Below are 24,123 nucleotides of genomic sequence, written 5' to 3'. Positions count from 1 at the left end.
GCGTCAGAGGCGGTAGCCGCAATGGCAATAGTGGCTGGCGCGGTGAAAGTTGAATTGTTGGCAGGAGAAGAGATAGAAACAGATGGGGCTTGGTTTACCGGAGTTGCCCTAGTGTTAAACACCACATCAACCCAGTAGTTACTGGCCGCAAAGTTATTGTTCGGAAAGGCAGGCGAGTTTGTATAGCGGTAGACGCCGTTCGGGCCATCTGTGCCATTCTGCAGACCTATAAGCGGCCCGTTGGCAACGGCCTGGCTAAACCCATTATCATTTGAAGAGTAATACCCGGCACTACTGTGATAAGAAATAATATAGGTTGTATTTTCTGTTACAGATACGGGAGAAGAAAAATCCACTTGCTGCCAACCTGAGGCTGTTTCATTAGTAAACGTAGCCTGCGCAAGTAAGGTACCGGTACTGTTGTAGAGCTGCCCTATGTGGGTGCCCGTGTTGCCGATCTGCTTGAAGAAGCGAATACCGGTGATAAAGCCGCCAACAGTTGTACGGAACTTCATTCCTAACTGCAACCCTTGTCCGTCATTCTGTAGTGAGCCAGAAGGGGTATCTGATGTTTGGAAAACAGTACAAGGGCATGTAGCTGATGAAGTACCAGAAATACTCACATTCACAGTTATAGGTGAACTGAGATTACCCGAATCATCAAACGCCCGACTTTTTATTGTAGCAAGTCCCTGAGCTGTAGGCGTCCAGTTGATTGTCCAGTTAGTAGTGCCGTTAGCCAAACGCCAAGTATTACCGCCGTCTGTAGATATTTCTACCCCAGCCACCACATTGGCATCTGAGGCTGTTCCATTGATTGTCACATTTGAACCAGCTGACAGATTGGCTCCCTCTGATGGAGATGATATGAATGTGGCGGGCGCTTGTGTATCCGTTGAAGCCGTTGCAGCCACTAATCCGGATTGTATGGTGCCCGGCTGCGCACCCATATCCGCAAACAAGTTAAGAGTGGCTTGCTGCATCGCTGCGCTTGGTGCGGCACTGCCCCGGTCATGGTTGCTATCAAGGCCCCAGGACCACTGCACTGTACCTGCACCAAACACCAAAGCTCCGCTACTGTGCCTGTAGAGGGAGATATTATGAACCTCCCCATTTACCACGGTACGAGAGAGAATCATTCTTCCGTAAGGATAGGAAGACCTGTAAAGCTCCTGCTCAGAATTCCACTCATAACCAATAGTTCCCTGGGTGAAAGTAGCTGTTTGCCCATTTCCTAAAGAAGCAACACTTGTGTTGCGCCAGAATCGAAAATTTTTATAAGTATATGGTACCTGAAGAGCTGAAGTAGCATCTTCCCAACTGATTTGTCCGGTCAGTGCATTTTCCGGGTTGCAGCCATCTACCAGAGGATCGCCTGTTGCGTATTCGCACCCACTGCGCCACAAACCTGTCCATTCCGGGCTGGGGTCGCACTTGCCGCTACAGGTATTTTCTCCCGTTGATCCCTCTTTGTAACACACCAGCGTTCGAAATGGGGTACCGTTAGCGTCTATACTATTTTCCCATCGTGTTTTCCAGTAAACCTCATTCCCACTGAAAAAAGCCAAGTGAGTTCCGGCGTTCCGGGCAGCGGTAACGTTGGCGCGGTGAGCTCCGGACCAATACTCGTCATGCCCAACAGACAGGAACACCTTATGGTTTTTAATAAGACTTCCACGCCTGTCACTGTCTACATTTGTTGTATAGCTTACGTCGTAACCGTTAGACTCAATCCATCGGATCATAGGATATTCCGCATTAAACAGCCAGTCCTCTTCCGGTCCACCTCCTCCACCGCCACTGCGTGTCAGGAAAGGGCGATTATAACTCACTTTTACTGCTTTTCCTCCCGCGCCTGTATACAGGCTTTTACCATTATTGTTGTCTCCGTAAATGTTGTATGCTTGCCAGGTTGCATCCGAAGTTTGAAACAACAGGTCAGAGGTTCCTGCATCATCACGCACTATAAACACTATATGGCTGGCACCACCGGTGTCAGTCCTGGTTAGCTTTGCTATGTATATTCCTGAAACTGCAGTAGAAGGAATAGCCCAGCTACCTGACTCTGACCAGTTACCACAATCTATCAGGCCAGTACCTGAGTTTGTTAAACATACAGGCTGAGATTGGGGCAGAGCTGCTGTTACAGTAGCTGCCCCTTGAAACCTTGCACCATTCCCCTGATAAAAACCAAGACGGTAAATGCGGATAGTATAAGCTCTGGCGCTTGTCTTGATTTTAAATCGTGCCGTTTCTCCCTTGTTATAGCTTATATCTGTTGCAAACCCTTGAATTGACAAATCCCCGGCACCACTAATCTGCCATTCAGAGACCGGACTACCTGGCCTTGCATTTTCGGTAACAATGGCGTTCTGAGCTGTTGTGCTTGAAAGGCTAAAACCAAAGAGAAGGAAAACTATTATAGCAATTTTTAAACAGGGGTGCCATAGTAAAAAGCTGCTTTTACCTTCACTTACACAATAAGATTCGGAGAAAACTTCTCTCAGAGAAGAATCACCAGCCACATGCAGGCATTTGATGTTAAATACATTTTTCATTTGGCTCCCAAGTATTTATTTTTTAATGCTTATCTCTTTATCTTGCATGGATGCTGATGCTGACTTAAGAAGCATGTTAAAATGTGCTACACAATAGATTATATCAGCAGTTATTACCTTTCTGGATAGTTTTCCCTCCCACACACTTACTGCCTTTCAGATGCCTGCATGTGTGTGTGGGAAGGATATCAGTAAAGTGTTTTGATGACTATTTTACTATACCCCCTACTTAGGCTTTTTCAGGATAAAGGGCTTGCCCTGTACGCTACGCTTGTCACTCAGGACGTACACAACCAATCCTCTGATATCATGGGAGAACTTTAGCTCATGGTAAGCACCATTTGTTGAAAAGCTATGCTCCTCTTCCCCTATCTGGACGATAAAATTGCTTGGCACACTATCTTTAACTTCTTTCTTTATAGAAATTTTACTGACACGATTCGGGAAGCTTACATGTTCTGGGATTTTATCGGTCGGAAACTCAGCTCCTTCTATCTTTATTTTGAAGCCTTGAGCGTAGGAAAAGAATGGAAGGGCGATGAATAATATTAACAGGGCTATTCTCATGATCATATTTTATTAATATATAATTTCCTGATTATGGTCTGTATATAAACCAATACAAAGATCAAAGCTTAAGGCGCATCTCGTCATCTATCCAGCACCACCCTTACGGCACTATCCCCGGTAGCAGTTTGCATTCGCAGGAGGTATAATCCTTTGGCTAATTTAGTGCCGTCAACTTCAACGGATCTCCGCTCACCCGCTCTGCTATATCCTTGCTCAAGCACAGCCACACATGCCCCCTTTGCATCGAAAAGGCTAATCGTATAGTCGCCATCTTCTGTCAAGGCAAAACTAACTGTAGCCTTGTTATAGAATGGGTTAGGAAAAATCACAAGACCTTGTTCTCCTTGTGGTTCTGCTTCAAGCGTACTGACAGAACTGCTAGCAAGGTTAGAGGAGGATATCGTAAATTTTGAACTGCTGGTGCTGCTGCCTCCGGCTGTGGTTACCGTGATTTTGACACTTGTTGGCAGCTTACCATTCACTTGAGGTACCAGCGCTATGATATTTCCATCACCATCTACTGAATAGCTTGCACTTGATGGACCAAATTTAACGGAGGTGGCTCCGGCCAGGTTCGTACCACTGATAAGTACCGGATCACCTAATGCACCTCTTGTCGGGCTAAAAGCAGCTATAACAGGGGCGGCTGTGCTTCCGTTTGTAACTGTGAAATCGGAGCTGCTTAAGGTTGTTCCGCCCGGGGTTGTAATACTAATTTTACCAGTAGTAGCGCCTGCCGGAACTGTCAACGTGAGAGAGGAGGGGCTGTTAACTGTAAAGTTGGATACGTTTGTACCGTTGACAGCTACTGCGCTGGCTCCGGTAAAATTACTACCGCTTACTATTACTGCATCACCTACGGCCCCAGTTGCCGGACTGAAACCCGAAATTACAGGAACCGCAGGATTTGAAGAAACAACTGATATGCTCACAACCGCGGAGGTTGTCACAAAGCCAGCATTGTCCGTGGCCCTGGCAGTCAGAGCATAGTCTCCCAACCCCACATTGTTCCAAGTGTATTCATAGGGGCTCAGAACATCCTCCCCTAACTTAGCGGCTCCATTAAAGAATTCTACCTTAGCAATTGTTCCATCTGCGTCAGAGGCTGAGGCGGCAATCGCTATAGATGCAGGCGCATTAAAATTTGCCCCGTCAGCAGGAGATGTGATGGCCACCACAGGTGCCGAACCTGAGTTGGTGGTTATGGTAAAATTATCACTACTCGTAGCTGTTCCGCTTTGGGTGGTTACACTTATTTTACCTGTGGTGGCTCCTGATGGCACTGTTGCTGTGATGGAGGAGGAACTATTTATGGTAAATAAAGCCTGTGTATTATTGAAAGCTACAGTATTGACATTTACAAAATTACTACCCGTAATGAATACCTCAGCCCCCGCGCTGCCACTTGTTGGGCTAAACATAGATATAGCAGGGGCTGGCGGAACAGGTGCATCATTATTAACTGTTACCGTTATGGTTTCACTCATTTGAGCAGCCCCATCTGAGACCCGGAAGTTAATTTTATGATTCCCCAACTGTTTAGTTGTTGGTGTCCAGAAAAACTCACCACTCATAGCATCAAGTGAAGCGCCGGACGGCAACCTGTTTGCTGAGTAATTAAGCGTTTGCAATGGCACATCAGCATCCATTCCCATTAGGGTAAAGCGAAGAGTTCCACCTACCCCTATCACCTTATTACCAACAGTTGCTAGAACTGGTGCCTGATTAACTTCGCTTACCTGAACCTGAATTTGCTCCTCATCGGTTAGAGCCCCGTCTGATACTTTGATCGTAAAAGTATAATTACCAGGACCTTGAATCTCTGTTGGAGTCCAGGAGAAAACGCCGGTACGTGGATCGATTGAGGCTTCTGGAACACCCGTCGTCAATGAGTATCGCAAATTATTATCTGGCAGGCCATCATCCGTGGCAGCGGCAGTAAAGGAAAGCGGAATTAATTCATTAACTGTTTTGTTGCCAATCGCTCCTAACAACGGTGGCTGATTGGTAGGTTGGCCAATCGCCAGCGCGAACTCGTCGCTTGCCGTGCCGCCTCTTCCATCACTAGCTGTCAGTTTAATGTTCAGGCTAGCTGGGCTGCTAGAAGGCGGTGTGCCGCTAAAGGTGCGGTTTGGCCCATCAAAATTCAGCCAGGCGGGTAGCGAGGTGCCATCTGTTAAGCTTGCAATGTAGCTCAACTGGTCATTATCGGGGTCATAGAAAGTAGTTGAAGCGAATATAAAGGTGTAGGCTGTGCCCACCGTGGCGCTTTGATCCACGATAGGATTGCGTACTTCTGGCGGCTGGTTAGCAGGCGGCGTGTCGGTATCAAAAACTACATCTACCCAATAATTAGCGGCAAGAGAACTTTCAGTCGGATAACCTTGGCCATACCTGTAGACACCGTTCGCCCCTGCCTCCCCATGGACCAAGGCACTTAGTGGAGGCCTGTTGAGCGGCTCGTAAAAATATGAATTTGTGGCAGAATAAAAGCCAGAGCCGCTATAATAGGATATCACGTATGTTGTTCCGGCAGTGATGGCCACCGGGTTTGAGAAGGCAACCTCCTGCCAGCCAGAAGCCGTTTCGTTTACAAAGGTAGCCTCCGCCAGCAACGCGCCGGTGCTACTGTAGAGCTGGCCAATATGAGTGCCTGTGTTACCTGCCTGCTTGTAGAAGCGAACGCCAGTGGCGAAACCGTTGTTCTCGGAGCGGAACTTCATGCCCAGTTGCAAGGGCTGGCTGTCACTATACAAGTCATTAACAGGCGCTTCGGCAGGCTGAAAGACGGTGCAGGGGCAAACTGCAGAAACTGTGACTTTGACAGCTGCAGATGTGGTGACAGCCCCTTCATTGTCCGTCGCCTTGGCTGTGATAGAATATACTCCTGCCTCCACACCATTCCAGGCCATAGAATATGGGCTGGATGTAGCTTCTCCCAACTTAGTTTGTCCATTGTAAAATTCTACTTTGGCGACTACGCCGTCTGCATCAGTTGCAGTGGCAGAGATGGCAATAGAAGCTGGAGCTGTGAAAGTGGCACCTGTCGCTGGCGAGGAAATAGCGACTTCCGGGGCAGAATTGGAAGAAGGCGATTCTGTTCCGAACACGACATCGACCCAATAGTTGGTAGACTGAGAAGCCACATTTGGAAAGGCTGGAGAGCTTGAATATTTATATACCCCATTAGCACCATTCTCACCATTTGCTAAACCACGCAGGGGGGGCGCATTCTTTTCTTGGCTAAAATATGAATTTGTGGCAGAATAAAAGCCAGAGCCGCTATGATAGGATATCACGTATGTTGTTCCGGCAGTGATGGCCACCGGGTTCGAGAAGGCAACCTCCTGCCAGCCAGAAGCCGTTTCGTTTACAAAGGTAGCCTCCGCCAGCAACGCGCCGGTGCCACTGAAGAGCTGGCCAATGTGGGTGCCTGTGTTACCTGCCTGCTTGTAGAAGCGAACGCCAGTGGCGAAACCGTCTTCTGCGGAGCGGAACTTCATGCCCAGTTGCAAGGGCTGGCTGTCACTATACAAGTCATTAACAGGCGCTTCGGCAGGCTGAAAGACGGTGCAGGGGCAAACTGCAGAAACTGTGACTTTAACAGCTGCAGATGTGGTGACAGCCCCTTCATTGTCCGTCGCCTTGGTTGTTAATTCATATGTACCAGCTGTTACTCCACTCCACATATAGGCAAAGGGGCTGGTTAAATCTTCTCCTAATTTAGTTGCTCCGTTATAGAACTCAACTTTATCCACCTTCACATCATCCGAGGCAGTGGCCGTGATAGTGATAGCGGCTGGTGCGTCAAAAGAAGCCCCGTTGGTTGGTGAAGTGATGGCAACTGCTGGAGCTTGGTTAGGAGATGCTGTGATATCATATGTAGCTACATAGCTCCCTGTCGCGCCACGGAAGAAGACGTATTCTATGCCCTTGATTATTTCCGTTCTGTGACTTACTGATGTTCCTCCATTAAAAATAAGGTTTACCAAACGTCCTGTTGTCTCTGTTACGGGCAACATTACCTCCAGGCTGTTGGCTCCATTTGCAACGTTTATGTCGAAGCTTAATTGATTACCATTCCAACTCATGGCGTTGAAAGAAGATCCGTTGCGACCATCTAACCATGTAAGTAGCTGCTTGGAGGATATTACCGGCACGTTACGGGACATCGCAGAGGCAATTATTGCATCAGACCCGTTCGAGTAGTCTGCATCAGTGTGCATGTTAGCACAGAACACACCATAATATCCTTCAGCCCCTAATGCCTTATTAAGTAATTGATCGATCGTGTAAGGAAAACTCTGATCAGATTCATCCGTCATCTGCGTAGTAAGCTGATAACAGTCGATGAGGGCACCATCAAGATCAGTGAAGCGCATGGGTATGCCTGACCCCGTAAACATACCGGGCCTGTCCTGTACCCACGGACTTGGCCAGTAATAGTAGTTTGCATCGAGTCTGATGCCTTTGGGGGCCTCTAACTTTGGCTGTGTATTCCAATCACTCCAGGCAATACAGTGTGTTCGGTTGGTAGAAGGTGGCGCAATGCTTGGATATCGTGTTTTAAACTCGGCTAGCTGCGTGATAAGGTCATTTTCCAAAGAAGCGGGAGTGAAGTTGGCACAGTTGGTTGTCAAATGAAGCGCCACCTCGAAACCCTGTTGTTCAAATGCTTTTGCTTCAGCATCTGTTATGGGGGTATTGGGATATATATAGGACGTACCTCGGATAGCCCTCCAGTCGGCCACTGCTTGGGCAGAGTTGTCTTTGCTTAGCTGCATGTATTGATTAAAGCGTGCTTTGGTTCCGCCATTTCCATGGTCATCACCAGTCATTACCACCGCCGCCTTTAGCCCCCTGGGCAGGTACCAAAAACGCGGCAAAGGTTTGCGAGAGCTCAACGTGATGATATTTGCCAAAAGTCGCTGCTGCTCATCTGCCTGCGGAATCATCACTTTACTTAGATCTACCCAGTTTGGATAGTATTGGTCATCCGATCGAATGGGACCCGCCTGGCCGTCCCTCTTTTGACCTGCCCATTCCGGGTTGCCCTGACGAGTATAGACCACTGAGCGAGCCAAGTCGTATGTAAAGGCAACGGCTTTACCCCCCATATCCCCTACGGTTCGCATTGTTACTGCCGGGTAGGTTGTTGCAGTGTTAGCGCCTGAATACAGAGTAGCTAGCGATGTTGCTCCATTCAGAGTATAGTAATCGGCTTCTCCCTGATACTGGATGGTTTGATTGACTATTCCCTTACCAGGGCCTGTTGCTGTATTTACAAGTAGGTATTTATTAGCAAGGGTTCCTCCGGCAGGTACTAACCCTAACAGGGGGCCTAGTTTGGCATCTGGTTTTAAAGCAATTAACGTTCCGCCTGCGTTTGACCAATCACTAAGCATCGCCACCTGGGGATCGGACAGCGGAATATCACCAACTATTACTACATCATAACTGCTTAGTTTTTCTGCAGTTATCGCAGCTACATCTGCCGTTGCAAACTCATTCAGGCCTTCAGCTAAAAGTATTTCAGCTGGATATTGGCTAAAAGGATTTGAAGTCGAACTTATTACTAGTATGGGACCACCCTGCCCTGTTGAAATAGCTGAAAAGGAAGAGGATGCACCTGAAGTTATAAACTTTAAATTCTTTTCAACAAATAACTTATCAGGGTTAGCTTCTGATTTTTTTTCTGAATGCCTATTGTAGTGAATTGTATTATCCAAACTTTTTTGCATAGCTACTACATCAGTCAAACCTGCTACCTTGGTAAACTGAAAATTTGACACAAGCTCAAGTATTGCTACAGGTGTATAGCTTTGAGATAATAGTTGTGCAGCAGCAACATATATGAAGCAAAAGACCATTAAGGGCAAGAGTAGTTGCTTCCACGAAAGTGTAACTGTAGTTGTGTTATTCATAATAAAACTGCTTTAATAGATAGAATTGGGATGGTCACTGCTTCAGGCATCATTGTCATTCGCACGTTTTGTAGCCATACTTCTTCAATGTAAGCTTCAAATCAACGACGACTGTAGAATACGGCTATCAAAATTCTAAAATGACCATAATTTTGATTACCAATAACTAGAAGTCCGCTTAAAAATATATTGCAATAACTTCAAATTTTAATATTTAACATGCATTTCACTTAATTAGTGAAAACAGACAATAAATGATTAAATTTGGAAATTTTTTATTAACATCATACTATTTACAAACAATATAAATGTACGTATTTAATTTTTTATTATACTATTTAAACATATAAATTAATGACAAACATGTTGTTCAAGCTGGTGAAGAGGGCGTTTTTAACTGCAAATAATGTTATCTTATTAGTTAAATTATCACTAAGCTTACCTAAAGTATCTGCATTGACTTCCCCCTTGAAAACCGGACTGTTGTAAAGTAGAGGAAACGGGCAATAATCGTATAGTTTTAAAAGCGAATTGCCATGAAGAAATCAAAGTTCACAGAGGCGCAGATCATCTTCGCCCTCAAGCAGTCAGAGACAGGAGTCTCAGTCGCAGAAGTGTGCCGCAAGATGGGCATCTCGGAGGCCACCTTCTACAACTGGAAGAAAAAATATGGTGGTTTAGGAGTCTCGGAATTGCGCAAACTGCGGCAGTTGGAGGAGGAAAATCGGCAGCTAAAGAAGCTGGTGGCGGACCTGAGCCTGGATAATCAAATGCTGCAGGACGTACTGCGAAAAAAGTTTTGAAGCCAGCCCAGCTAAAAGGGCTGGCCTCAAAGTTGACCGATGATTACCGCGTTTCCATTACCAGAGCCTGCAGGGTAGTGCAGTTCCACCGCTCGGGCTGGTACTACCGCTCCAAGGCAAGAGACAGCTCGGTAATTCGGAAGCGGATGCAGGAGATTGCCCAGGTAAGGGTCCGCTACGGGTTCTGGCGTATTTTTATCCTGCTCAGGCGGGAGGGCTGGAAGGACAACCATAAGCGCGTACATCGCCTCTACAAAGAGGAGGGGCTGAACCTGCGGGCAAAGCGCCCGAGAAGAAACAAGGCCGCTACGCACCGGTTGGAGCGCCCAGAGCTCTCCAGTAACCACGAGTGCTGGAGTATGGATTTTGTTGCTGACCAGCTCTTCGACGGCCGGAAATTTCGCTGCCTGACTGTAGTCGATAACTATAGCCGCCAGTGCCCGGGCATCCATGTTGGGGCTTCACTGAAGGGAGAAGACGTGGTAGCCGCTTTGGAGCGCATCAGGCAGGTCACTAAAAAGCTGCCCAGGCGTATACAGGTGGACAACGGCAGCGAGTTTATCTCCAAGGCCCTGGATAAATGGGCGTATGACAACAAGGTGACGCTGGACTTCTCCAGGACCGGAAAACCCACGGATAACGCCTTTATCGAGTCCTTAAACGGTAGCTTCCGGGATGAGTGCCTGAACGTGAACTGGCTCCTGTCCTTGGAGGATGCCCAGGAGAAAACCGAAGTCTGGCGGCAGGAGTATAATGGCTTCCGGCCCCATAGCTCATTGGGAGACAAGACGCCGGAAGAATGGGTGGAATGTAACATAGTAGAACCCGAATTCTCTACTTTTGACATGTCCTAATTATGGGAGGAGCTCAAGAACCGAATTCTCTACTTCTGACATGTCCTAATTATGGGAGGAGCTCATAACAGCTACTTATTTTAATTCCGTTTTGATTTGCAAAGTTAAGCAAATCGATTGTCCGTAATTATTGAAGCACCTCAAACCCCTTTGAAGTCATAATTGTGCCTCTCAAAGGACTTGACAAAGCAGCTTAGGCGCTCTGGCTCGCTTATCCCTTTGCGTTTGATGGCTATAATATGGCTATAACAAAGATAGAAGTTAGTCTATATGGCTTCAGATAAAATTTATGCTTTTTTTACCACTATTGTGTGGATTTCCGATAAATTCTGTCGCTTTCTTTATAAGGAACATAGAGCATTGAAATTCTCCAGTTTACATTTGAGTGGAACATAATTCTTGTGTAAAACAAGTTTAACGCAAAGGCGTGTAGCTAACTGCAAACTGTACTGCCTGCAGCTTAAATTCCTGGGCCATAAGTCCTTGTGACAGACCTATATGGTTCAGACCTTGCGCAAACCTTGCATCAATGCTTATCTCTTTTGTTATCATATAAGTTAGGCCAGCAACAGCACTAAAGTTTCTTTCTTCTATATCATGCGTGATATCTGTCATATTTCCATCATGCCTCTCTCTCGCTTGCACCAGTATATCAAATTGTGGCCCTGCCACAATAGCAAGTTTAGGTAAAAGTTTGTATTTCAGAAGAACTGGGAGAGATATATAGCTAAGGTTATAGATTGCTCCTGCATCTTTTACTGTACCTTTAAGAATAGCAAATGCATATTCCTGCTGCAAATACAACTTCCTGTACAGCGTAACTTCAAGTATAAGTCCTCCAATAAAACCTGCCTTCCAAATTGTTTCTACTGGTTTAGAAGGCTTAGGATACCCTTGATTAAAATTAGTATTAGATAAAGCTCCTCCAATCCTAAAGCCAAAGTTAGCTTTACAGATATTACAGGTTTCATCAACATCCTTTTTTAATGACGAATCATCCTGTCTCAGAAGGTTAGATGTATCAAACTTTATACTTACACCCAATGTTATAAGCTTACCTGAATTCCCTGCTTCCACAGAAAGCCACATCCAAGTGAACATAAGAGTTATAAAAGCTTTGTTCATCATAAATCCTGTCGTCACAATGTACTATTCAAATTTTGCATAAGCATACCTAAGCCGCACCTGCAGAAAGTAGCGGTTCACGCTCTAAGGAAGCCTTATCTTGATGCTTCAGCACTTCATTTACATATCTCTCCATAATTTTCTCTATTGATAAATGTTCCTTTGCATAGTTACGGGCATTTTCTTTTACTTTATCATAGTTCTCTACTGCAGCTTTCCAAATAGCTTCATTTAAGGCCTGTTGGTTCTCAGGTTCAATAAGAAGGCCTATATTGTGCTGCTCTATGCAAGTAAATAGGCTCGTTCCCTTATGTGCAGTGATTAGCGCCAAGCCACCTACTCCTAGTATAGTGGTAAGTTTAGAAGGCATAACTAAGTCACTGGCATTTGCCTTTTGAAGTATCAAATGTACATCTGCCACATTCAGAAACAGGTTAAAATGTTCAAGAGGCTGAAGTGGGAAAAAAACAACATTATTTAATCCCAATTTCTCTGAAAGCAGACTTAATTTATGTTTGTATGGGCCTGATCCACATATTAAAAATTTAAATTCTTCATGAACTTTAAGGTATTCTGCAGCATACAGTATTGCTTCTAAGCCTTGTTTTTCACCTATTGCACCCGCATACAAAATAATCTTGTCCGATGGACTAAAGCCAAATTTTTCTTTCAATCTACTTTTATTGTGCATTGGGTAAAAATGCTTACAGTCAGTCCAGTTAGCAAAAAGGTATACCTCTTTCTTTGCTTTTTTTCTGATTTTTCGCACCATTCCCTCTGATACACTACTTACTACATCAGAATGGGATAGTATGAAGCTTTCTAAACCAAAGAGAAAGTTTAGAACAGCCTGCGACTTAATCATTTTTAAGTCTCTTGCTGCTTCTATCTGCATATCCTGGATGTGGTATAGCAACGTTGCTTTTCGGAGCCATTTATAAAGCACCCCCAATAAACCAAACTGAAAACACGGCACAACGGTTAAAACGAAATCAAACTTCTTGTGAAATAGCAGTTGTAGCAATTTTAATAAAGCTGTAATAAGAAAGGATAGATCCAGCAACATGCGCTTCAGCCCAGTAGGAACGGATGGCACAAACATAGGGCATCTATGTATTTTAACCTTTACTCCTCCTAGATCCTGATACTCTGTGTAGTACCAGAATTTTCTTTTTGCATAGTGACTCTGCACTTTCCAATGGGGATAATAAGGATAAGAAGTGATCACTTCGCAATCAAAACCTTTTTGTGCAAGCCATGCTATAATCTCGCCACTGTACTTACCGATACCAGTAGACTCTGGATAGTAGTTGTACCCAATCAAAAGGATTCTTTTCTTCATGATGAAAAATCAGAAAACAAAAGGTGAACTAATTGAAGCTAGATATTAGAACATCAACCAGGGGAACAAATACACTCTATTATATTTATTATATCTTAATTTAAAATAAACATAATCATAAGTAAAATTATTTTTACAAAAAAACGGATAATAATAAGCATATTGGCTTAACTAGTTAGTGTAAGTGTAGTAATAGAGGTTTAAAATATGATTGTAATTTTTTGAGGATGCTTAAACTATCATCGAACAGGAAGGTTAACAGAGGCTGATGGTTAAAAGGAACTATAACAATTCGCTCAATGAAAGAAAATCTAATTTTCAAGCGCTTATTTTTTTTCCCTGATCTGGCAATAAACTTGCATAAAGTACGACATCTTGAGGACTGCTACGGCAAAGCCATGAGCACCATCTCTAAAGCCTCCTAAGAAAAAATAGCTACCAAAAAAGAAAGCAGGACCTACAAAAATACTTCGAAATAAACCGTACTTTATACGTTGTTTCCAAGTCCATTGCGAAGAGGCTGTAGGTTCTTTTAAAGAGTTCAGAAACCTTGCAGCTTCCCATGAGGCATACTCATTGTGCTTCCTTATGTAATGAGACATGCAGCGAAAATCCTGATGTTCTATTTTGCTTTTAATACTGCCTGTACTCCCCTGAAGCATAGGGTGCTCGTGCACCTCCATATCCAACGTACTCCACTCCGTCTCATCAACTTGCTCATATTCACCTGCTCCGACTTGGAAAAGCGCCAGCTTGCGAAGAGGATACCCTCCTTTCATTTTCTTTCCAAGAAAATATACAGTAAAGTTCAGCCAATATCCTACTTTATCATCATCGCAAGACAGCCTTTCACGGAGCTCCTTTTTGAAATCTTCTGTCACGTATTCATCAGCATCTAGAAACATGACCCACTTCGTTTCAGGTGTATGATTTCTTAAGAACCAATTCCTTTTTTTTGGAAATTTTCCGTCCCACACAAAATTAACAATCTCAGTCTTAAAGTTCTTTGCTATTTCCCTTGTGCTATCAGTGCTGTTGGAATCAATAACGACAACATGGCGAGCCAAATCAGTCCCTATAGCTGCCAAGCATCTTGACAGGTTTTTTTCTTCGTTTTTGACCGGAATAGCTATTGTTAAATCAAGTGCAGGGGACATAATAAGTATGCTTGTTTTGTCTGTGAGGACTTCCAACTCTTAATAAACAGTATCGCTTGAATCCTGAGGAACAGCTTTACTTTTTCCATTTCCTATCATAATTCTCGCTTTAATGGGTTTGCAGGGATGCCCGGCACAAACCATCCACATGGGCATGTCTTGCGTAACAACGGAACGCGCACCTACTACGCACCCCTCTCCTATTGTGATGCCTGGATGAACAAAGGCCTCTGCAGCAAGCCAGGCATTATTTCCTATAATAATTGGCTGTGTTACCAGCGGGAAGCCAGGAACGGTATAATCATGTGTACCGGCACATAAATGGGCTCCCTGCGAAATAACGGCCTGCCGACCAATAGTAATTTTTCCCATAGAGTAAAGAATCGCCCTATTTGCGACACCACATTCGTCCTTTAGCACAAGATTCCAGGGTGCCCATATTTTTACCTTGGGATAGACATGTACGCCGATTCCAACTTTGGCTCCGAACAACCGGAGGAGAAAGGCCCGCCACTGATGTAATGGCTTTGGGCTAAACTGAAACAGCAGCACGTACACAAAGCCCCATATAGCTCTCCCTAGTCTGTTGCGCAGAGAAAATGAGGCCCCTGTATGTGTGTTGTGGTTGTACATTCTGGCTGTAATAGTTTAAGGCAACACTTCGTTAATCAAGCTAAAACAGCTTTTTTCAAGTCTACGGCTGCCTGCCTGATGGAGAACAAATCTTCATATGCTCTTCTTGCCTGTATACTCATATTAATTTTTCGATCAGGTGGTAACTTCTCCCAGGCCATCAGCATTTTATGTGTGCCACTAAGAGTATCTTCTGCCACGATAGCACCTCCTCTTACTTCTATTTCCCTCCAAATATTAATTTCTTTCGATATCAATATAGGTTTACAGCAAGCCAAAGCTTCAACAACGGCTATTCCAAAATTCTCCTGATGGCTGGGTAGTACAAAAGCATCACAACCATAGAATGCACCCCATTTAGCATTTCCTGTTAACATGCCTGGGAAAAAGACATTTTGCATTAGCACTTGAGATTCACACACTCGCATTTTTATTTCTTTTCCAAAGGCAGTTTCAAGTCCGGGCCCGGCAATTACAAGTTTAGGCAAGTAAGGACTGTGTTGCGCTACCCTCTCAAGTTCTACTAAACCACCACTCTTTCCGATTACATATTCCCCACCTTTCATCAATTCACTAACTGCCTTTTCATATGCATCAATTAAAATATCAACACCCTTCTTTCTGTGAATACGACCTAAAAAAAGAATATAATGCTGGTTATACAGTGCTTCACATTTTTTTAAAAATGCATTTCTCATTGCAAAATCATAAGGAGGAGGATCGGCAACACCATATCCTACATTCACTTCTTGCTTTGGTTTGTAAGGTCGAAAGGGAATTCGAGCTAAGAGAAGTTCACTGTCGCATGTGAACAGAACTCCAGTTGCTTCATTCACGACTTCGCGCTCAATTAACTTCCAGTAAATGATGTTCCGTAATGCCTTCAGCCTTCTTTCAGGTGCTCGTTGAAAGTATGGATCAAGCATACCATGCGGCATAATAAATATTTTAGGCAAAATAGGAGATTGGTATCGCTTTTTGAGTAACCTTATGGCCTTATGGGTTGCATAGCTATGATATTGCCAGAGCCCATGCACAATTACTACATCATATTTGGCAAGATTTCTAAGAAGCCAAGGCATAAGTTTAGAGGCATATTGCCAAGGTCCTTTCCCTGGTCCAAGGGCATATACAGGAAAAGTATCACCTCCTAAGAAAGTAGCTTTGGGATCATCTAAACATACCACTTCATTTTGTACACAAAGCTTTTCCAGTTCCGGAATAGAATTTCTTATGCCCTGGCAAGGCCCACCCGAGGCAGGATTCATGCTATTAATGACACGGAGTATTTTCATAAGGAACCAGATGACAATGAATCAGGTAAGTTTGTTTATGGTTCAGCTCACATCTGAACATTCCCGATGAAATGTTATTTTACCAGGAGATGAGTTGAAAGCTGGTATTTTGATGCAGCTACATGTTTAGTAAGCCAATGGCCAAGCACACACCAAAGCCATACACGCGTCCAGTGAAGGGAACCAGCAACAAATTTCTCTTTCAGACGCAACGGTTCTGCCAGACCGAGTAAGTCTGATGCAGCTAATATTCCCTCATCCATGAATTCAGCCAATGGCCCGCGGATCCACTCTTCCATAGGCAGGGCAAAGCCTTGTTTAGGCCGTTCATATACCTCAGGTGGGAGATCGGTCCTAAACGCATCAACGAGTAATGACTTGACTCCCGATCCTTTTTTAAACCTTTGTGGAATACTTAAAACCTCCTCCACAAGAAGATGATCTAAAAAAGGCACACGTATTTCTAAACCAACTGCCATGCTCATCTGATCGCTATCTCTAAGGAGCATTGGAATCATGTAGCTATACATCTCAGCCCAAGAAATCGCTCCCATGGTGTCTAAACCAGCAGGCATCACAGGTATCGACGGAAAAGTGCCCTCTAAATTCATACCTCTCAGCCGCTTGACAGATGTAAAGCGTCTTCGGGCTGTAGTAAGTTCTGCAGGGGAAAAATCAGGAATGCCGTAAAGTTTTTCTTTCATCTTCCCCGGCATCACCTTAACAAAAACTTGACTTATAGTCTTTGGTAACAACCCCAAGCAGGTTAGAAAAGGAACATTTTTAAAACTTGGATACCCGCCAAACAATTCATCTCCTCCGAGTCCTGACAGTGCTACTTTTAATCCTGTATTTCGAACAGCTTTAGAGACTATATAGGAATTGATAGCGTCTACCGAAGGAAGATCTAGCTTAAGTACTGCTTCCTTCACCCACCCCAAGCATGTATCTTCGCTCACTTCCAGTTCATAATGCTCAGAACCAGCATGTTTAGCTACCTTACTGGCTATTGAGCGCTCATCTAATGTTTTTTGGGGAAAGCCAACAGTAAAAGTTTGCAGTTTCTTTCCTAGTATTTGGCCAGCCACCATCACCACTATACTAGAATCAATTCCACCACTTAAAAAGGCGCCTACCCCCACATCTGAGATCAAATGTTCTTCAATTGCTGTTGTTAGCAGCTCTTTTATTTTATGTTCATGTTCATGACGGTTTTTTAATTGCCGTGCAGTTGAGGTAGCTACTGTCGGATGCCACCAGGTACCCGTTTCAATACCGCTATTGCAACTTACTTTCACCCAGCCTCCGGGTGGCACCTCCCCTATTCCTACAAAGATTTCTCCAGAAAGCGGCATTCTGCCAAAACCAATGAACTCACTCAAAGCTTGTTTTGTGGGAACAAACTCATCAGGTTCAAGTAAGACCCTCACTTCAGAAGCAAAACTGCAAGTTTCATTTTGGTATCGGATCCATAAGGGCTTTATTCCTAGTCTGTCCCGAACAAGTAAAACTGTATTGTCAACGGAATCATGAATCGCAAACGCAAACATACCTTTTAAAAGAGGAAGGGCTTCCAAACCTTTTGTCGCAAATAACTCTAACAGAGTTTCTGTATCGGATGCCCCACGCCAATTAACTGCTGGAACTTTAGAACGAAGTTCGTGATGATTATATATCTCTCCATTGAATGTGATAGTAAAACGCTTTGATGCATCACTCATTGGCTGATGACCAGCAGGCGTTGGCTCTAGTATGGAGAGTCTAGTATGACCAAAATATACATTGCTTGAGGCATTGACCCACTCTCCTCTTCCATCAGGCCCCCTATGATTGAGCAGATCTAGTTGTGGGGGCACGGAGACTTTACCCTTATAACAAATTTTACCTAAGATACCGCACATAATACTACAGCTCCTTTTTAAGTATAAATAATTATTGCTTAATTTACAAGTTTTTACATTAAAAAGTTATTGTAAGTTCTAAGTATTTATAGGCAGTGGCATTACCTGTTGCAGAAAGAGATTGTACAGCTTCTTGGAAGAGCAGGTGCAAGGATCTTTTGTATCCAGCTGCTTGCCCAACTCATCTTCGCTGCTAGTTGCTCGAAATTAGAGAAGACGATATGCTGGAGCTCCCCCTTGTCTGCAACCCAGCCTTTGTGGCTAATTTTAAGTTTTAGCTGCTTCCATATTTTCTCAATCGGGTTCAAATCAGGAGCGTAGGGCAGGTTGTTGACCAGGTAAATCTGCAGCCTTCTTGCCAGGCGCTCGACAGCCCCCGTTTTATGGGCAGGCAAGTTATCCCACAGCAGAACGATTGCCCGGTAATCGGCATTAGCCTGCCTGATGAGCGGCAGCACCCGCAGCATTTCTTGCTCAGAGGAAGTGGCAATCTCCAGGGATATTGACTGCCCCTGCAGTGCGTAAAAGCCAAAGGTGTTTTGTTTTATCTTCTCTGTGTTCACTCTTCTTTTTGCCTTCTTGTGAAAGGACCACAGCCTGGCCGTGTTCGCCTGTAAATAGTTACCCGTTTCATCTGCCAGTCCTATGGCTACTGCCTCCAAGAGGATCTGCTGCAGCAGCAAAGCATCAAAGGTAGCCTTCAGTCGCTGTTGCAACTGCTCTTCAGCCCTTTCACTGCGGCGGTAGTCCACCGGTTGCGGCTTGTAGTGGCACATGCCCATCCCGTGCAGTATCCTCCGCAGTTGCCGCGGGCAATAATGAACACCAAATCTCTCCGCCAGCAGGGAGGTGACCTGCCCCAGCGTCCAAAACTGTTGCTCGCTGGCAAGAACTGCCCTGACCTCTTGCTGTGCAGCGGCATCAAGCCTGCGCCCTGCTCCTCCTTACTGCCTGTTTACAAGCCCGTCTTCTTTTTTTTATTCCAGTCACCTGTCCAGTCATAGATGGTGCGCTCACTGACCCCTGTAAGAGTGGCTACCTGCTGGACATTGCCTATTTGGGAAACTAACCGAAGCACGATGGCTTTGCTGTCTGAATGATAGCTGCTGTAGCTGTTGATAAACTTCTCCAGACGTTCAGGTTCTTCTACCTTGCTGCGCATCTCAAGTAAAGTTTTGTGCTTCTACTTTAACGTGCTGCAGCAGGTTTTGTCACTCACTATAATGCTATTTATAGTGCAGCTTGTCATTAAACACGATATGTTGCTAATATATTAGAGAGAAGTTAGGTGCTACTTAACTTTATGTGATTTTCACAGGTACCTATAAATCAATGCATAAAAAAACCGGTTTATTTTTAATAAACGAATCCATCAACTCTATTGAAATATTTAGAATTTTTAGATATTTTTTTTATACTTCTTGCAGGCACACCTCCATAAAGTGTCCATTCTTCGAAAAATTCTTGATTAAGTAAGGATTTTGCTCCCAAAACTGAATAAGGTGGTAAAACTGCGCCACCCAATACAACCACATTTGTTCCAACAAATGTATATTCACCAATTATAATTGGTGAGCTATGCTGAATATTTTCATGTACATCAATAGAATGAGTTAAAAATTGTGAATTATAACCAGCTATTGTTGAAAATCTTCCTAATTCAATTTTATTAGTACAGTCCAGGTGATGACTTTTTGTAACGGAGGCTGATTCACCTAATCTTAACTCTGCAATACGATCAGACTGATGCTGGAAGTGTAGTGAATTGGTTTTGGTTGGGAACCCTGTAATCCAATTTGAACGTCCTATTGTTGATTTTTCCTCCATTATGAGTAAATCAATATTTATCACTACAGTGAGATGATCTATCTCTGTGTAAGCAGCCATAATGAGCCTCTTTGGAAATACCCAAGCAAAACCTATACGGGCATTAGGATGTATTTCATATTTGAAGCAATACCTCAAAATAAGTCTCTTCAAAGGCCATGGGAGAAAGAGCGTAAAAATCTTAAGCAACATGCATGTCTGTATTATATTTTTTTGATCCATACAAATTCAAATAGGAATCTATCATTTTTCCTGTCTCAAAACGCATTATATTATTGAAACCAAGCTGTATAAGTTTAGTTCGAGTTGAAATAGTTTTCAAAGAAAGAAGAGCAGCTGCAAAATCCTCAGGCTTGTTTGGATCTACATGTAAGGCAGCTCCTCCACTAACTTCAGGCATCGGCTCAATATTACTTGCAATCACGGGTGCACCACAAGCTTGTGCTTCGATAACAGGCCATCCAAACCCTTCTGAAAATGAAGGGAATATAAATGCTTCACAAGAGCTATAAAGTGCTACTAAAGTAGCATGATTAGGTTTTTCTATACAAAAGACACGGTTATTTAACTTAAAAGAGGTAATGTGGTCCAGCAATTCTTTATCGACTGCATCACCAGCATAACAAACGTTGCCTTTCCAGGTTTGCCCAAGTACTACTATCATTTCAAGAAGAAGTTTTCGGTTTTTGCGTGGCAGACCCGAACCCACATGCAAAATAAAGGGAGCTCCAGATTTATAACCTGTCTTATTCACAAGTGATTTTGCTTCTTGTTGTTCCATAGGCTTGAATTCTGCATTAAAACCATTATAAATTACACGCCACCTTTCCTGTTGGTTTTTATTTTCCCTTATAATATTTTTTAATTGTAATAGTGTTTGTTGTGAAACGCATGCCAGTCGATTCACATTATTTATATTCCCAAGAATCCATTTTTGTAGAAGCTTTCCAGCAAAAGAGGCTGTACAGTATGTGTCTTCATCTCCTAATGCACCTCTGATTGCAAGAACATCATGACAGGTTATAGCGGAACGCTCTTGAGGCAAATGCTGCAGATAAGGAGCATTAGAATGATCACATATGTGAAAAAAAACAGATTTGTCATCTAATTGCTTATTTCTTAAACGCCACTTGATTTGCAAGGGAAATAACAACCACTTATCTATATATCCACACCATTTACCTATTCCATAAGTTGTTGATTTAACTACTCTACCAATGATAGCCTTCGGACGCCACACAGAGACATCGTGCCCCTGATTCCTAAATCCCATTTCCAGCATATATGTAAAGCGATCCATGCTCTCTAGCTTATCGGGTTGATAATTTCCAATTAAGATAATATGCATATCATTTAAATTTTAAGTTGGAAATCAGGAATTGGAATCAAACTGCCGAAGAAGAGGATCTTCGCAATGAAGCCATAATCAAACCGCCTATCATGGTAAAATATCCTAATGCGGTTGGCTGCGCCCAGCCACCTTGTGCTATAATCAGCAGCCCAAAACTTAGAAGCATCCAAGGTAAAAAATCATAATGCAACATCTTTCTATAGCAGGCTATTGTAATTTTAATAGTTAGTTCGACACGAAGATATAATATACATAGACCCAGTAATGGACCTAACTCTCCAACCACCCTACCCCACTCACCTTCAGATATTAAAAAAGTTTTTGTCCCTGAAAGTAAAACGCTTCCAACGTTTGTTCCCATACCAAGGCCAAATCCCCAAAAAGGTAAATCAGAAGCTCCGGTAAGTGCCCCCAAGAGCCCCCCTAAAAAGCGATCTAAAAACACCCCTTCGATTCCTCCTTCTACTTCATTCGCACTTTCATACCTATTAGTAAATACATCTGCAGCTGTATTAAAAAAACTCATCTGCCCTAAGATAACGAGTACAACAACTCCACTCATAATCGCAAACAACATGCGCCACAGGTACCACGGGTTCCGTGAAATAGCGATGACTAAAAATAAAAGAGAAATTACTACTTGAAACAGCAACGTGCGGCTAATTGAAAGCGGAATGGCAATCAATAAAGCTATAGTGGCACAAATAAGTATAAGCTTATTGATGGATTTACCATCTATCCAAAAAAACAAAATAAATGGAGCAACAAAACAAAAGTATGACGCGCTTCCATTTGTAAATGAAAATGTACCTGAAGGACGAAAATAACCCATCGCTCCACTAAAACCTGCACCTCCTATGTCACCACCAATACCGCGGTTTATCCAAGCTGATTGAGGTGAATAAAACTGAAAGGCTATCAATACAGCCATGGGAATAGCGATTAAGACTGCAATTTTCCCAATCTTAAGAACGTCATCCCTGGAAAAAATTCTCCCGATAACAAACATTAACGGAAAGTGAATAAGTAAAATTCGTGCGCCGAATAAAGCAACAGGTAAATTACCATGCCCAAGTAACGTGGCAGTAAAAATGCTGATCACCCCGACACAAGTTGTACCTACTATATATCGATTTAAAGGTAAAAGTCCTTGCTGCCAAACACTCACTACTAACCATAAAGCTAATGGATCTCTTATCAATATCAACGGTGTTGCCAAACCTGGCAACACCCACTTCCGTAACGCACCCTCAAATATTAACAGAAGAAAATAAGCCCATATACATTGTTTAGCAAGCCGAATTGAAACATTAGTAACGTGTGTGGCCTCTATCAACAACTGTTTGTTTGACAATTCGCCAGTCTCCCTCCCAACCACGTGTACATAGTTTAATAAGCTCATAAATACTTAATGTATAAGCATAATTATATACCCAATTTTAATTAGATCGTTCACACACCTTCAGCCTTTTTATATCTGATACTTAAAACACAACATTATTAATAACAACTACATTTATACAACCGTATATAAGTGTTTTTCTATTGCCATCGCCAACTCCTGTCCATAGAGTTCCCAAGGCCGCCGACCTGCTGTATCCATGGCTAACTTCCCAACTTCTGAAATTACTGAAGGCCTTAAAATTAGTTCCTCTATTGTAGCCTGAAGGGCTTGGGCTGAACCTGCTTCTACTAACCAACCGTTTCGGCCATGTTCGATTAAATCAGGCCCGGCAGTTCGATCAGTAGTTATTACAGGAGTTCCTTGAGACATAGACTCTGTAATTACAAGACCAAATCCTTCAAAAAGTGATGGAAAAACTAATACATCTTGTACCTGCATAAGGCTCAAAATATCAGCATGCGACATACTAGGTATCCATTTATGCTTTGCCAAGGCAGTGTCAAGAGCAGGACAATTACAGCATTCGGGTTTAAGACCTACTATGGTTAACTCAACATGGTTCCTCAAGGCTTCGACTGCGGCAAAAAGATCAGCAATACCTTTTCTCTGAGATAAGCCACCAACAAAAAGTAGCTTTAAAGGCCGGCGTTTAGAAAAAAAAGTGTAATCTTTTCCAGTAGAGACAGGAGGAAATCCATAAGGAATTACCTCGACGGGGCAAAGTGTACCAGGAAACTCTCTAAGAGTACTTGCAGTAAAATTACTGGCAACAAATATTCGGTCAGCAAAACGCAATTCTTCATCTTTATTCGCAAGTTTTAAATCCGAATCCATAAAGCTTACCAAAGTGGGAGCCCATTCTGGTTTAAGAAAACGTTCTTTTTCCAACAATCGCTTTGCTGCTCTCCAGTAACCAATTGGAAGATCATAGAAGCATTCCAAATTCAACCGCTTCGCCTCCTTAAATGAATAATATGCCCCATCTTCGTAAGCGTATATGGCATTTGTGCCTATTCTTGCTCTTTTTTGTAGATTTCTTGCAACTCTTCTATCAAGACTTTGATAAACAGCATCAATACAAAAGGATCCTGTCTCATGCTGTACTAATTTGGATAAACCTGCTTTAGAAGCAATAAGCCGGCCTGCCTCCCGCCATGGCCACATCTTAGTTAAACTCTTTAACCTTGGATCAAAGCTGCGGCGACTAACCTCTGAAAAAAGACTTAATGTACTTATCCGATGAAGGCTATCTCCAGGAAAGGTAGAAATAGAAGTATAAAAGTTCCCTAACAGACTCTTGTCTAAAAGCCCAATTGCAGCTGCTCTTACATTTGCGTTACCAGTAGGATGTGAAAATATTATCATGCTTCAGCAGGAA

The 24,123-nt window shown here is 43.4% G+C and carries 15 protein-coding genes and 1 pseudogene; 1 reads left to right on the top strand and 15 read right to left on the bottom strand.

What is annotated here, in order from left to right; genetic code table 11:
* The 3 genes from ABD920_RS18265 to ABD920_RS18255 all read right to left on the bottom strand — a co-directional run.
* Positions 1–2,558, bottom strand: a 2,558-nt coding sequence (locus ABD920_RS18265; protein ID WP_345160964.1) for a N,N-dimethylformamidase beta subunit family domain-containing protein, incomplete at its 3' end; no start/stop codon positions are given.
* Between the two features lie 225 nt (positions 2,559–2,783).
* A complete protein-coding gene (locus ABD920_RS18260; protein ID WP_345160963.1) occupies positions 2,784–3,125 on the bottom strand; it encodes a hypothetical protein in 342 nt (113 codons plus the stop codon).
* Between the two features lie 83 nt (positions 3,126–3,208).
* The gene (locus ABD920_RS18255; protein WP_345160962.1) at positions 3,209–9,052 is read right to left on the bottom strand and encodes a DUF4082 domain-containing protein; all 5,844 of its coding nucleotides are present in this window, start codon (positions 9,050–9,052) and stop codon (positions 3,209–3,211) included.
* A 536-nt stretch (positions 9,053–9,588) separates the two neighbouring features.
* Between ABD920_RS18255 and ABD920_RS18250 the strand changes: the two genes are divergently transcribed.
* Positions 9,589–10,709, top strand: a protein-coding gene (locus ABD920_RS18250; protein ID WP_345160960.1) for an IS3 family transposase whose coding sequence is annotated in 2 segments (ribosomal slippage) — positions 9,589–9,841 and positions 9,841–10,709 — 1,122 coding nt in all. Because the reading frame shifts where the segments join, the coding sequence is not laid out codon by codon here.
* Positions 10,710–11,123: 414 nt separating this feature from the next.
* Here ABD920_RS18250 and ABD920_RS18245 read toward each other — a convergent pair.
* The 12 genes and pseudogenes from ABD920_RS18245 to ABD920_RS18190 all read right to left on the bottom strand — a co-directional run bounded on the left by ABD920_RS18245 (position 11,124) and on the right by ABD920_RS18190 (position 24,110).
* Entirely contained in the window at positions 11,124–11,837 is a 714-nt protein-coding gene (locus tag ABD920_RS18245) for an outer membrane beta-barrel protein (protein ID WP_345160958.1), read from the bottom strand.
* Positions 11,838–11,883: 46 nt separating this feature from the next.
* The gene (locus ABD920_RS18240) at positions 11,884–13,176 is read right to left on the bottom strand and encodes a WcaI family glycosyltransferase (protein WP_345160957.1); all 1,293 of its coding nucleotides are present in this window, start codon (positions 13,174–13,176) and stop codon (positions 11,884–11,886) included.
* Between the two features lie 326 nt (positions 13,177–13,502).
* Positions 13,503–14,333 carry a glycosyltransferase family 2 protein gene (locus tag ABD920_RS18235; protein ID WP_345160956.1) on the bottom strand — a complete coding sequence of 277 codons (831 nt, stop codon included), beginning with the start codon at positions 14,331–14,333 and terminating at the stop codon, positions 13,503–13,505.
* 39 nt (positions 14,334–14,372) lie between these two features.
* Complete coding sequence (locus tag ABD920_RS18230; RefSeq protein ID WP_345160954.1) at positions 14,373–14,966, bottom strand: WcaF family extracellular polysaccharide biosynthesis acetyltransferase; 594 nt, start codon at positions 14,964–14,966, stop codon at positions 14,373–14,375.
* 35 nt (positions 14,967–15,001) lie between these two features.
* Complete coding sequence (locus ABD920_RS18225; protein ID WP_345160953.1) at positions 15,002–16,261, bottom strand: glycosyltransferase; 1,260 nt, start codon at positions 16,259–16,261, stop codon at positions 15,002–15,004.
* A gap of 74 nt (positions 16,262–16,335) precedes the next feature.
* Complete coding sequence (gene asnB, locus ABD920_RS18220) at positions 16,336–18,162, bottom strand: asparagine synthase (glutamine-hydrolyzing) (RefSeq protein ID WP_345160952.1); 1,827 nt, start codon at positions 18,160–18,162, stop codon at positions 16,336–16,338.
* Between the two features lie 101 nt (positions 18,163–18,263).
* Positions 18,264–19,091: pseudogene (locus ABD920_RS18215) on the bottom strand (IS630 family transposase); the annotation flags it as partial.
* A 26-nt stretch (positions 19,092–19,117) separates the two neighbouring features.
* The gene (locus tag ABD920_RS18210; RefSeq protein ID WP_345160951.1) at positions 19,118–19,324 is read right to left on the bottom strand and encodes a helix-turn-helix domain-containing protein; all 207 of its coding nucleotides are present in this window, start codon (positions 19,322–19,324) and stop codon (positions 19,118–19,120) included.
* Between the two features lie 194 nt (positions 19,325–19,518).
* On the bottom strand, positions 19,519–20,049 hold the full coding sequence (locus ABD920_RS18205; protein WP_345160950.1) for an acyltransferase: 531 nt from the start codon (positions 20,047–20,049) through the stop codon (positions 19,519–19,521).
* Between the two features lie 121 nt (positions 20,050–20,170).
* Positions 20,171–21,289: a glycosyltransferase family 4 protein gene (locus ABD920_RS18200; protein WP_345160949.1), complete on the bottom strand. Its 1,119-nt coding sequence runs from the start codon at positions 21,287–21,289 to the stop codon at positions 20,171–20,173.
* Between the two features lie 85 nt (positions 21,290–21,374).
* On the bottom strand, positions 21,375–22,742 hold the full coding sequence (locus ABD920_RS18195) for a hypothetical protein (protein ID WP_345160948.1): 1,368 nt from the start codon (positions 22,740–22,742) through the stop codon (positions 21,375–21,377).
* Between the two features lie 114 nt (positions 22,743–22,856).
* The gene (locus ABD920_RS18190) at positions 22,857–24,110 is read right to left on the bottom strand and encodes a glycosyltransferase family 4 protein (protein WP_345160947.1); all 1,254 of its coding nucleotides are present in this window, start codon (positions 24,108–24,110) and stop codon (positions 22,857–22,859) included.
* Positions 24,111–24,123 lie beyond the last annotated feature (13 nt).

Origin of the sequence: Pontibacter saemangeumensis (genome assembly GCF_039541895.1) — a bacterium.
GTDB lineage: Bacteria > Bacteroidota > Bacteroidia > Cytophagales > Hymenobacteraceae > Pontibacter > Pontibacter saemangeumensis.
The sequence above is the reverse complement of the archived record's forward strand: the minus strand, read 5'-3'. Positions and strand labels throughout refer to the sequence as shown.